9 protein-coding genes are annotated in these 12,127 nt (G+C 58.3%); 4 read left to right on the top strand and 5 right to left on the bottom strand.

The genetic code is table 11. The annotated features are described in order from the left end of the window. The first annotated feature begins 55 nt into the window (after positions 1–55). The 4 genes from GIV26_RS25825 (at position 56) to GIV26_RS25810 (ending at position 8,814) form a co-directional block, all read left to right on the top strand. Positions 56–4,186 carry a DUF1592 domain-containing protein gene (locus tag GIV26_RS25825; protein ID WP_236282751.1) on the top strand — a complete coding sequence of 1,377 codons (4,131 nt, stop codon included), beginning with the start codon at positions 56–58 and terminating at the stop codon, positions 4,184–4,186. Between the two features lie 2 nt (positions 4,187–4,188). Continuing rightward, complete coding sequence (locus tag GIV26_RS25820) at positions 4,189–5,559, top strand: DUF1552 domain-containing protein (RefSeq protein WP_236282749.1); 1,371 nt, start codon at positions 4,189–4,191, stop codon at positions 5,557–5,559. Positions 5,560–5,795: 236 nt separating this feature from the next. Beyond that, a complete protein-coding gene (locus GIV26_RS25815; RefSeq protein WP_200649171.1) occupies positions 5,796–6,956 on the top strand; it encodes a cysteine desulfurase family protein in 1,161 nt (386 codons plus the stop codon). Between the two features lie 49 nt (positions 6,957–7,005). After that, positions 7,006–8,814 (top strand): aminopeptidase P family protein, encoded by a 1,809-nt coding sequence (locus GIV26_RS25810; protein ID WP_236282747.1) that lies wholly within the window; start codon positions 7,006–7,008, stop codon positions 8,812–8,814. Between the two features lie 38 nt (positions 8,815–8,852). On the opposite strand, the gene GIV26_RS25805 is transcribed toward GIV26_RS25810, so the two are convergent. The 5 genes from GIV26_RS25805 to GIV26_RS25785 all read right to left on the bottom strand — a co-directional run. Next, a complete protein-coding gene (locus GIV26_RS25805; RefSeq protein WP_072448074.1) occupies positions 8,853–9,443 on the bottom strand; it encodes a 2-hydroxychromene-2-carboxylate isomerase in 591 nt (196 codons plus the stop codon). A gap of 34 nt (positions 9,444–9,477) precedes the next feature. Continuing rightward, entirely contained in the window at positions 9,478–10,209 is a 732-nt protein-coding gene (locus GIV26_RS25800) for an SDR family oxidoreductase (RefSeq protein WP_127881423.1), read from the bottom strand. 98 nt (positions 10,210–10,307) lie between these two features. Next, entirely contained in the window at positions 10,308–10,589 is a 282-nt protein-coding gene (locus GIV26_RS25795; RefSeq protein WP_186527855.1) for a hypothetical protein, read from the bottom strand. A 163-nt stretch (positions 10,590–10,752) separates the two neighbouring features. Further along, positions 10,753–11,640 carry a threonine/homoserine exporter RhtA gene (gene rhtA / locus GIV26_RS25790; RefSeq protein WP_034127259.1) on the bottom strand — a complete coding sequence of 296 codons (888 nt, stop codon included), beginning with the start codon at positions 11,638–11,640 and terminating at the stop codon, positions 10,753–10,755. Between the two features lie 182 nt (positions 11,641–11,822). Continuing rightward, positions 11,823–12,127 (bottom strand): hypothetical protein (locus GIV26_RS25785; protein ID WP_236282745.1); only part of this gene is annotated, 305 nt, incomplete at its 5' end.

Raw genomic sequence — 12,127 nt, 5'->3', positions numbered from 1 at the left:
GTCTTTCTTCGATAGAAATACGCCTGGCCTGCCATTGAGGCTGGTGATCATGAGGATGTCGATCGGGTGGGGTTTGCTTGTTTCGCGCTGTGGTTGGGGTTTGCCTGGCGTGTTCTTCGCGTTGCTGAGTGTGGAGGTTTCGGCGGCGGCCTGTACGGCACCTGCCTACAAAGCTGGGACCGTCTATGAACAAGGCAATCGGGTGCAGAACAAAAACCAGCAGGACAAAACCCACGAGTTTGAATGTTGGAAAGACACTGACAAGTCGCCGCACGGGCCGGGCAGTTGGCAATGGTGCAACCAGCCCGATTACAACCCCGGGCAGCCATCCTCTCATGGTGTCGAGATTTGGGGCGATGCCTGGAAGGATCTGGGGGAATGCGGTGGCTTCCAGGGTAACCGTCTGACCCTGAACTTCAGCACGTTAAGCGGCCGGGGGCCGATCAGCCAGCCAACCCCGGGCGTGGCGCGGGCCGATCAGGTAGTCACTGGCGTATTGCGCTGCAAAGCCGAGGAGATCCCGATCAGTGCCAAGTCCGGCGAAACCATTCACCTCGATAACCTGAAGGCCTGCGACTACCAACTGGTGATGAACCCCGCTGGTGGGTTTGTGCCCTTGAACACACCGCGTATCGTTTCCTTCCAGCGAGAGGAGGGTGAGGAACAGGCGGTCACCCTGAAGTATCGGCCACCGGTGCAGGTGGGCAGGCTCAGCGGCCTGCCAGGGGTCAAGATTGAATTGTTTGCCCAGGGGCTGATACAGCCTCGGCAGATGGCGATGGGCAAGGACGTGCTCTATGTGGGCTCCAGTGCGATTCCATCCTACGTCTATGACGGTAAAATCGCCGATATGATCTATGCCTTGCCCCTGGACAATGCCGGCAAACCTACCGGCATCTACGTGATTGCCAGCGGGTTGGAGGAGCCGCACGGGGTTGTGTATCGCGACGGTGATTTGTACTACTCGACCACTGGCGGCCTCTATCGTTTGCGCGATGCCGATGCGCATTACAAGGATCCTTCGCCTGAGCGGGTGTTCAAATTCCCCGCCGACGATGCGCCATTTCCTCTGCCTTCCGTGGCGTCTGGCTCCAGCACTCGCTTCTGGCATATGAAGCACCCTTTGCATTTCAACCCGCTGGACCCCGCCGACACTGGCCTGTACACCGCTGTCGGCATTCCTTGCAACTTGTGCATGATCCCGCCTGACCCGCGTTACGGCACGTTACTGCGTTATGACACCGTGACCGGTAAAGCGCAGATTCTTGCAAAAGGGGTGCGCAACTCTGTGGGGTTCGACTGGAACCCGCAGACCGGTGAAATCTGGTTCACCGACAACAACCGCCAGGGCTACCCCAACCCCGACGAAATCAACCGCATCAGCGGCCCAAACCTGCACTTCGGTGTGCCCTATCTGTTTGGCAAAGGCACGCCGGGTTTCACCGATGAGGAGTTTGGCAACCCGGCGGTGATCCAGCCGCCCTTGGTTCAGGGAGCGATTGTTTCCGATAAGTCCCGGCAGCAGATCGACCCGAAAGACTACGTGCCTGCCGCCTTCGAGCTGGGTACCAACACCGCACCTCTGGGGCTGAAGTTCTGGAGTGGTTACCCGGCTCGCACACGTTCGCAGAACATGCTGGTTGCCGTGCATGGAGCGGGCACGTCCGAGCGGCCGGGTATGGATGTGCGACTCGTCTCGATCCAGGACGGAACGCGAGTGGTCAATCAGATCCCGTTGATCAACGGGTTTATCCAGGACCCCCTGCGTTTCGATGTGTATTGCCTGGACGACTCCTGCATTGGTCGGCCGGCTGACTTCCTGGCGCTACCGGACAACAGCCTGCTGATCTCCGATGACGTCGCCGGGGTGATTTATCGCGTCAGTTATGACCCAGCAGGGTTGCCGAACACAGAGTTGACCCTGCGGCCGGCGCTCGCACCGGCACCTGAGCTGGAGAATGAGATGATCAGTGGCACGCTGATTGCGCCGGGCGGTAATACCCGCCAGTTCCATGCATCCTTCAACCCTGCTGACAGTTATGCCGCATTGGTGCTCAAGGGTTTGCCCTACGGGACTTACCAGGTTCGGCTCAATGATGTGAAAAACTGGATTCCACAGACGCGCAATACTTCACTTACCTTGTCTGCCGACGACAACAAGCACGTGTTGAACATGCAATACCGTCTGCGGCCGATCAAGTTGGATATCAAGATCACGGTGTTGGCGCCGCCCAAGCCTGCGTCGGTAACGGATTCCACTTGGCATTTCACCCTCAAGCTCAAGGGCTCTACGAGCACCGAGCCCAAAGTGGTGCAGGTGCCTTGGGGCGAAAGTGTCACCGAGCTTCTGGACTATGGGGATTACGAGGTCATCTATCCCTTTTACCCACAGGAACTGCCACAGCCGGAACAGGTAGCGCTGCGTATCAACGAGGACAGCCAGGACGAGCAACTGACACCTATCAGTTACCGTCATGAAGCGAAGTTGGGCGAAACAGTGCTTGCCGAATCCTGCACCAAATGCCATGCGGTGGAGTTTTTCAACAACCTGCGCATGGCGGTGGCGTGGAGCAGTGCTGGCCAGGATGCGTTGGTGCGGCAAATCCAGAGCATGCCGGTGGCCGGGCATTGCGACACCACCTGTGCAACCGAAATCAGCAAGCATTTGTTTGAGGTGGTGTGGGCGCCTTACCTGAGCCCGAACGAGGCTCACGGTCAGCGCCAGTTGCGCTTGCTGACGCGCGATGAATACGCGGCCAGTGTCAAGGACATACTCGGCGTGGAGGTCAATACCCAGAAGCTGCCGGCAGATAAATCCGAGAAAGACTTCAAGTTCCCAGGTGAAGCCAGCAAAGGGCTGCTGCAGGCTGAAGACATCAAGCAGCTGTATGGCATGGCGGTGTCGATCGCCGAGCAGGTGGCACCTCAACGTGTAAAACGCTTCAAATCCACTGCCGGTACCCTTGAGGTCAGTGCCCTGGGTTATCAAGTGTTCCGCCGTCCTTTGAGCCCGTCTGAGTTGTCGCGTTATCAGGCGGTGCTGGATGAGCATGGAGAGCGGGCGCTGATCGCTGCGCTGCTGTTGTCGCCCAACTTCCTGTATCGCTCGGAGTTGGGCCAGGCTGTCGCACGGCAGGCCGAGGTCTACAAACTGACCCCTTATGAGACCGCAACCGCATTGTCCTACACCTATCAAGGCACCACTCCGGACGCGCAACTGCTGGCCAAGGCAGAGCGCAACGAGTTGCAGACAGTGCAGCAAATCAGCGCAGAAATAGACCGGATGATGCGCAGTGAGCGCGGGCTTGAGCAGTTCAATCGGTTCATCAGTTACTACATCAAGACTCAGCGCGGGGTGCAGGAGAAGCCCGGCCTGAGCGCACAGATGATCCAGTTGATGACCCAGGAGCAGGCCCTGTTGACGCGTCACGTGATGCTCGACGGCAAGGGGACGTTGGACGAGCTGTTCAACCCCGGTGTGACGTTCCTCAACAAGGCTCTGGCCGAACACTACGGTATCGGCGGCGTAACCGGTGACACGCTGCACAAAGTCGCCGTGGATGAGAAACGGGGTGGCTTGTTGCACTTGGGGCTTTTTCAGGCCTCTACCTCTGACTATCAGGTCACCTCACTGGTCAAGCGCGGCATTGCCATTCGCGAGCAGCTTTTCTGCCGAGAGTTTGGGGCGCCGGTCGAAGCCGAGCCCACAGAGCCGGCCTACCCTGCGCGTGCGATCAGTACCCGTGAACGCTGGGACCTGATTAATGGTGAGCAGGCTTCGGGGGGGCGTTGCTGGCAGTGCCATCAGTACATGAACGACACCGGCGCATCGATGGAGCATTACGACGCTGCCGGGCGCTATCGCCAGCAGGAGCCTGCCTACAACTACGCGCAGTTCCCTGTGCAGTTGCCGATCAAAGCGTCCGGTCCGTTCATTGGGGTTGATGGCGCGGTGCCTATCGACGATGTGCGAGGTATTTCCAAGCTGATCGCGCACAACTCGGCGTCTCTGTTCTGCATGGCGGATAGCTATTTCCGTTTCGCTTCGGGCAACAAATCCGACGAGTCCACTTCCGCAACGGTCAAGGCATTGGTCGACGGGCTGAAGGGCAATGGCTCATTACCAGCGATGCTGCGCACGTTGGGCACCTCCAACGCGTTCCAATTCAAGACGCAGAGGGATTGATCATGGATATCTTGAAAAGTCGTCGTCGCTTTCTGGCCGGCCTGGCTGCTGTAGGTGTGTTCGGTCCGCTCACCCAGTGTGGCCTGGCGCGTATGGCCTTGGCCGGACAAAGCCAGCAGGCCAAGTTAAAAGTGGTTTTCTTTGTGGTACCTGATGGCCTGGCAGTCGACTCTGCAACCGCCTATTCCAGTGATGGTCGAGGCCTTTGGCATCCCGCTGCCGAAGCTTTGGACACTTCCGACTTCCAGCTCAACGAGGTCAGCCAGGAGCTTGCGGCCTATAAAGACCAGTCCTTGTACCTGCGTGGCACGATTCTGGGCCCTGGCAATGAAGGCCATAACGGCTGGACGTGGGCGTTGCGCGACCGTGAGAAGAAGATGGCGTCGATTGATGTGTTGCTTGGCCGTCATATGCCGGGGACCGATCCGTCCCAGCGGAGTCTTTTTGCCGGACCGCATTCGGGCATTGACGGGACTGCCTGGCAGGTATCCTGGGAAGGGCCGGAAAATGGCGGCGCAATGCGCAGGCCTGAGCAGGATCCGGTGTTGATGTACGAGAAGATCTTTGGCACGGTCAGTCGTGAGGTGCGCGAGCAGCAGGTGCGAAACATGCATGTATTTGATCCGGTGCGGGCGGATATCAACGAGCTGCGAGGCAGGCTTGCGGGGGCGCAAAAGCAGAAGCTCGATATGCAGCTTGATTCGGTTGAGCAGGTCATGAAAGACATGGAAGAAACTCTGCCACCCATTGGCGAATGTTCGCCTTTGCAGATGGAAACGTTGCCGTTCAAATCTGCGGAATTTCGTAACCAGGTACAGCATCACCACCATCAGGTGGTTGCCACAGCGCTGGGGTGTGGCATCACGCGTGTAGCGACGATTCAAGTCGGGCGCTCGGCGGAGTCGCTCAATATCCTGGACGTCAGTAATGTGACCAACCCCCATGACTGCGCCCATCGTTATGCTGGGCTGGACGTATGGAAACGATCCCGGCAGTGGTATACCCAGCGAGCCAAGTTGTTCATGGACGAGTTGGCGAAGCATGCCGATCCCGATGTGCCGGGTGACAGCCTGCTTGAACACACGCTTGTGGTATTCACCAGCGAGATGGCCGATGGTGCCCCCGAGCATACGAAGGATATGCCGCTGGTACTGATGGGCGGGGCCAGCGGGTTGTTGAAGAGCGGCGACGGCGCAGGACGCTATTTCAACATCACGGCCCAGGGTGATCGTCAACAAGAAGGCAACCCGGTCATTGGCAATAAAATGGTCGATATGCAGCGAATCTGGGCCACCATCGGCCGGGCAGCCGGAACCGTTGTGCCCTACAACGGAAACATCGATCCGGTGAGCGGGTTGTTTACTAACGTTTGAGTTGCGTGGCGCTGCACTAAAAGCCGAAAAGTCCGTATGGCGGATTTTTCGGCTTTTTGCATTTGCACCCAATCGCCTTTGAGCCTGTTAAGCTGAAAATCAGGAGCGTTCCTACGCACATTTACATCACGTGGTCCTTCTTCAATGGCACTCGATCAGTTAAACCTGACGACCTCTGTTCTGTTCGATGCCCCCGGGACGCCGCTCTCGGGAACACGCTCTGCGAGTTTTACGCCATGAATAAACGTCCGTTGTATTTCGACTATGCCGCCACCACGCCAGTGGATGAGCGAGTTATCCAGGTGATGGTCGAGTGCCTGGGTTTCAATGCCAATTTTGGCAACCCTGCGTCCAGTTCCCATGCATTCGGCCAGGCGGCCCGGCAAACGGTTGAGCAGGCGCGACGGCAGGTAGCCGAATTGGTCGGCGCCCAGCCTGAGCAAATTGTCTGGACTTCCGGTGCCACCGAGTCCAACAACCTTGCGATCAAAGGGGTGGCCCAGGCGCGAGGGCTGGCGGGTGGGCATATCATCACCAGCCAGATCGAGCACAAAGCCACACTCGACACCGCGCGGCAGTTGCAGGAAGCCGGCGTGGCTGTGACCTATCTGGTGCCCGATGCCGATGGCTTGATCAGCGCTCAGGCTGTCAGTGAGGCATTGCGTGAGGACACCTTCCTGGTGTCGTTGATGCTGGTCAATAATGAACTGGGCACCCTTAACGACATTCCGGCTATCGGCGCGCGGGTGCGTGAGCAGGGCGCGCTGTTTCACGTGGACGCGGCACAGGGGGCGGGCAAGGTTGCCATTGACCTGGCGCAGTGGTCGGTGGATTTGATGTCTTTTTCCGCCCACAAGCTCTACGGCCCAAAAGGCATTGGCGCGCTGTACGTTGGGCCTCGTGCGCAGCAGAAAGTGTTGGCACAGATTCATGGCGGCGGCCACGAAGGTGGCTTGCGTTCGGGCACCCTGGCGACGCATCAGATTGCGGGCATGGGCACGGCGTTCGCTCTGGCGGCGGCGTATTTTGCTGAGGAAAAGGCGCAGATCGTGGCCTTGCGTGAGCGTTTGTTGGAGCAGTTGGCGTCGATTCCCGGAGTACGCCTCAATGGCAGCCCAACCCAGCGTATTCCCCACACCCTCAGCCTGACGTTCAGCGAAGGCGAATTCAACGCTGCCGCCTTGAGTGCGGGCATTGCCTTTTCGGCGACTTCAGCGTGCAATTCGGCTAGCAATGCACCGTCCCACGTCCTGGTGGCCCTGGGGCATGATGCCCGCAGCGCTGGTCGCACTATTCGCTTGAGCCTGGGCCGGTTCACCACCGAGCGGGATATCGACGACGCTGTGCAATTGATCAAGACGGTACAGGCCAGCGCACCAGCGTTCTGGGCTGTCTGATACTTCATTTGCAATACATAACAATTATTAGTGGTTAGCAGGAGACACAATGAGTACGCAGCCTTTGACCCATGGAACGGTTCCCCAGCGCTTGGCGCATACCCGTGAACTGATGCGCCGCGAAGGCATTCACGCCCTGCTGGTGCCGTCGGCGGACCCGCACTTGTCCGAGTATTTGCCGGGTTACTGGCAAGGGCGCCAGTGGTTGTCCGGGTTTCATGGTTCGGTCGGCACCCTGATCGTCACGGCGGAGTTTGCCGGGGTCTGGGCGGATAGCCGTTATTGGGAACAAGCGACCAAGGAGCTCAAGGGCAGCGGTATCGAGTTGGTGAAGCTGCAACCGGGTCAGCCTGGACCGTTGGAGTGGCTGGCCGAGCAAACCCCTGAGGGTGGCGTGGTGGCGGTGGACGGTGCGGTCATGGCCGTGGCCTCGGCACGTACCCTGGGTGGCAAATTAGCCGAGCGTGGCGCGCGTCTGCGTACCGATATCGATGTGCTCGATGAAGTCTGGCAAGACCGCCCGGCGTTGCCGAACCAGCCGATTTATCAGCACCTGCCGCCCCAAGCCACCGTCAGTCGTGGCGAGAAACTGGCAGCCTTGCGTGCCAGTTTGAAAGACAAGGGCGCCGATTGGCATTTCATCGCGACGCTGGATGACATCGCCTGGCTATTCAACCTGCGCGGCGCTGATGTGTCGTTCAATCCGGTGTTTGTGTCCTTTGCCTTGATCAATCAGCAACAGGCCACTTTGTTTGTGGCGTTGGGCAAGGTCGATGCGCAACTGCGGGCGGTGCTTGAGCAGGATGGCGTGACCCTGCGTGGTTACAGCGAGGTGGCGCAAGCGCTGCGAGCGGTACCGGCGGGCGCAAGCTTGCAAGTAGACCCCGCCCGCGTCACCGCCGGCTTGCTGGAAAACCTCGACGCGGGCGTCAAGCTGGTTGAAAGCCTCAACCCCACCACACTGGCCAAATCCCGCAAGAGCCTGGCGGACGCGGAACATATCCGCCAAGCCATGGAGCAGGATGGGGCGGCGCTGTGTGAATTCTTTGCCTGGCTCGATAGCGCCCTGGGCCGTGAACGCATTACCGAACTGACGATTGACGAGCACCTGACCGCTGCGCGTACCCGCCGCCCCGGCTATGTATCGCTGAGTTTCAACACCATTGCCGCTTTCAATGCCAACGGCGCGATGCCGCATTACCACGCCACCGAAGAAGAGCATGCGCTGATCGAAGGTGATGGCTTGCTTTTGATCGACTCCGGCGGCCAGTACCTGGGCGGAACCACGGACATCACGCGGATGGTGCCTGTCGGTACACCGAGTGAGGAGCAGAAACGCGATTGCACGCGAGTGCTCAAGGGCGTGATTGCTCTGTCCCGTGCGCAGTTCCCCAAGGGCATTCTTTCACCGTTGCTGGATGCCATTGCCCGTGCGCCGATCTGGGCAGAAGGCGTCGACTACGGTCACGGGACAGGCCATGGCGTAGGTTATTTCCTCAACGTGCATGAAGGCCCGCAGGTGATTGCCTATCAGGCTGCTGCGGCGCCACAAACGGCGATGCAGCCAGGGATGATCACTTCAATTGAGCCGGGTACTTATCGCCCTGGCCGTTGGGGCGTGCGCATTGAGAACCTGGTGTTGAACCGTGAAGCGGGCAAGACCGAGTTTGGCGAATTTCTCAAGTTCGAAACCCTGACCCTGTGCCCGATTGATACCCGCTGCCTGGAGCCGTCGTTGCTGACGGCGGATGAGCGCGAATGGTTCAACGCGTATCACGCCCAAGTGCGTGAGCGTTTGAGCCCGCTGCTCAAGGGTGCAGCGCTTGAATGGTTGCAGGTGCGCACTGCGGCGATTTGATCGGTTGCGGCCAAGGCATTGCCGGCCGCAATCAACATCTAGCTGAGGGCTTCACGCACAAAGTCCAGACGGTCCTGGCCGAAGAACAGCTGGTTTCCTACAAAGAAACTGGGAGCGCCGAACACGCCGCGTTTAATGGCTTGTTCGGTTTTGTCCTTGAGAGCGTCCTTGACGGCTGCGTCATTGGACAGGGCCAGTACCTGCTCGGGATCGAACCCCTGTTTGGTGAGCACATTGGCCACGACCTCTGGGTCGCCCAGGTGACGGCCTTCCACCCAGAGTGCGCGGAACAGGCAGTCGATGAAGTCGAGGAAACGCTCAGGCTGGTGGATTTGAATGCCGGTGACGGCGCGCATCAGCACCAAGGTATTGATGGGAAAGTGCGGGTTGAACCTGAGCGGCACGTTGTAGCGTTTGGCGTAACGCGCCAGGTCATCGAGCATGTAGCGCCCCTTGGCGGGCACCATGATCGGCGAGGCATTGCCCGTGGCCTTGAATACACCACCCAACAGCATCGGTTGATACACCACCTGTGCGCCCGTTTTGGCGCACAGCGCCGGCAACTGGGTATAGGCCAGGTAAGTGGCGGGGCTGCCGAGATCAAAGAAGAACTCCAGGGTTTTACTCATGGTCTGTACTCACTACTTATTGTTATAGAGGGAGTCACCAGGTTTCGTTCCAGGGGCGCAGGTCCAGTTCGAACGTCCAGGCGTCCCGTGGCTGGCGATGGAGGAACCAGTAGTTGTCGGCAATATGGTCCGGGTTGAGGAGGGCGTCCTGATCCTTGAGGGCGTATTTTTGCGGGAAGTTCTCGCGAATGAAGTCGGTATCGATTGCACCGTCGACCACCACATGGGCGACATGGATGTTCATCGGGCCTAACTCCCGCGCCATGCTTTGTGCCAGGGCGCGTATCCCATGCTTGGCGCCAGCGAAGGCGGCAAACCCCGCGCTTCCGCGCAAGCCGGCGGTGGCGCCGGTGAACAGGATAGTGCCGCGGTTACGCGTGACCATGCGCTTGGCGACTTCCCGTGCGTTCAGGAAGCCGGAGAAGCACGCCATCTCCCAGATCTTGAAGTACTTGCGTGCGGTTTCTTCCAGAATGCTGCAAGGCACATTGGCGCCGATGTTGAAGACGAACGCTTCAATAGGCCCCAGTTCGGTTTCGATTTGCTCGACCAGTGCGATCACGTCTTCTTCTTTGCGCGCATCACAGGCAAAACCATGGGCTTCACCGCCTGCCAATTGAATGCTTTCTACCAGGGGCTGCAGTTTGTCGGCGCTGCGACGGGTGACGCAGGCGATGTAGCCTTCGCGGGCAAAGCGTTTGGCTATGGCGCCGCCGGTCGCGTCACCGGCACCCACTACTAATACGATTTTCTTGTTGTGCGGCATGGGAACTCCATTGGCTCGATGATCGAGCAGGAGTTTAGCCTTCGTGCCGCAATTGGCCGGAATTTAAGATGAGCAGTCAGGAAAGACTGCTCGGGCAGCTATTTGCAGATGACGATCATACTGCGGCTGGTATAGCCGGCAGGGTTGAGGCCGAAGGGATAGTCCCCAGGCTCCTCGGAGTTGTCGCCGGATTTGGCTATCACCCGGTAGCCCTTGGCACCGCATGAATTGGCTGCACTGGTGTAACACTGGTCCCAGGAGGAGGACAGGCCCGAACAGTTGATATGCAGCCCTTTTTTACCCCGTTTCACTTCTGTTTTTGTGGTTGCAGCACAGCCAGCGATGCCCATAACCAGCAACAGTATCAAAATTCGTTTCATTCCCATCCTTAATAGCCGCCCTGCAAAAGAACAGAGCCGCTTTACTCGCTCTCGAGCGAAGCGTTCATGCTGTCCGTGTCGAAATTCTCCATGAATGACATTCGGTTACGGACTAAACATGGCCTAAATGAGCGGCAAATACCAGAGCTGGCTTTAAAGATGATCAGTCGGCAGGCACCAGTGGTTTGGATTCGTTGCGCATCGTCAACGTGGCGCCTACGGAAGCCAGGATAATGCAGGTGATGGCCAGCCATTGGGCCAGGGATAAGTGCTCATGCAGAAAGAGCAGGCCGGAGAGGGCGCCGAACGCCGGTTCGATGCTCATGAGCGTGCCGAAGGTGCGAGCAGGGAGGCGAGTCAGTGCGACCATCTCCAAGGTGTAGGGCAAGGCGGTGGACAGAATCGCGACGCCAATGGCGATAGGGATCAGGGCCGGCGTCAGCAGCGCGGCGCCCGCATGCACGATGCCGATCGGTGCGACGAACAGGGCGGCAATCATTACGCCGAGTGCGGCGGTCTGAACACCATTGTCGTTCCCAGCCTTTTGGCCGAACAAAATATACAAGGCCCAGCATCCGCCTGCGCCCAGTGCGTACGCCGCGCCGACCCAGTCGATACCGCTGCTGGCCTCGCCCGTCGGAATCAACAGCAGCAGGCCGATGATAGCCAGGGCAATCCACAGGAAGTCGACAGCTCGGCGCGAGGCATAGATAGCGACGGCAAGCGGGCCTGTGAATTCGAGTGCTACGGCAATCCCCAGCGGTACGGTGCGAAGGGACATATAGAAGAGGAAGTTCATGCCGCCCAGCGCCATCCCGTAAATGATCACCGTGCGCAAGGACTTGGCTGTCAGCGTGGCGCGCCATGGGCGTAATAGCACCAGCATGATCACACTGGCGAAAATCAAACGCAGAGCAGTGGTGCCTTGTGCGCCAACAATAGGAAACATGCTTTTGGCCAATGACGCGCCGGATTGGATGGACGCCATGGCGATCAATAGCAGGCCGATCGGAAACAATGCGGTTGCCAGGCTGCGAGGTGGAGTGGTCATTGCGGTAGTTCTTCCGAAGTCATGATCGATAAATACGTGGCGCTATGATGCTTGCCTGTCAGTGAATGAGCAATATATTGCTCAAGTACTGACTTGTAGCTATCTATATAGTGGGAATATCGGGTTTTTGAGGTATTTGATAGAAAAACCGAATAATTGTGTTGACGACAGATTCTGGAAGCCTATAATTCGCCCCACTTCCGGCGCAGTCGAAACGGAAAACTCTTTGGTAAACAATGAGTTATGTGGTTTTCGACAGCGGGTTGCTTCAGTTCATCGAAGCCAAAAGGAAGTTGAAAAAGAGGTGTTGACAGCAGCGTGTAACGCTGTAGAATTCGCCTCCCGCTTACGAGAGATCGAAAGCGCAAGTGGTTGAAGTTGTTGAAGAAATCTTCGAAAACTTCTGAAAATAACCACTTGACAGCAAATGAGGCTGCTGTAGAATGCGCGCCTCGGTTGAGACGAAAGATCTTAACCAACCGCTCTT

This window comes from Pseudomonas sp. PA-1-3F, assembly GCF_021609665.1.
In the GTDB taxonomy this organism is placed as follows: domain Bacteria; phylum Pseudomonadota; class Gammaproteobacteria; order Pseudomonadales; family Pseudomonadaceae; genus Aquipseudomonas; species Aquipseudomonas paracarnis.
This window is presented reverse-complemented; position numbering and strand designations above follow the sequence as displayed.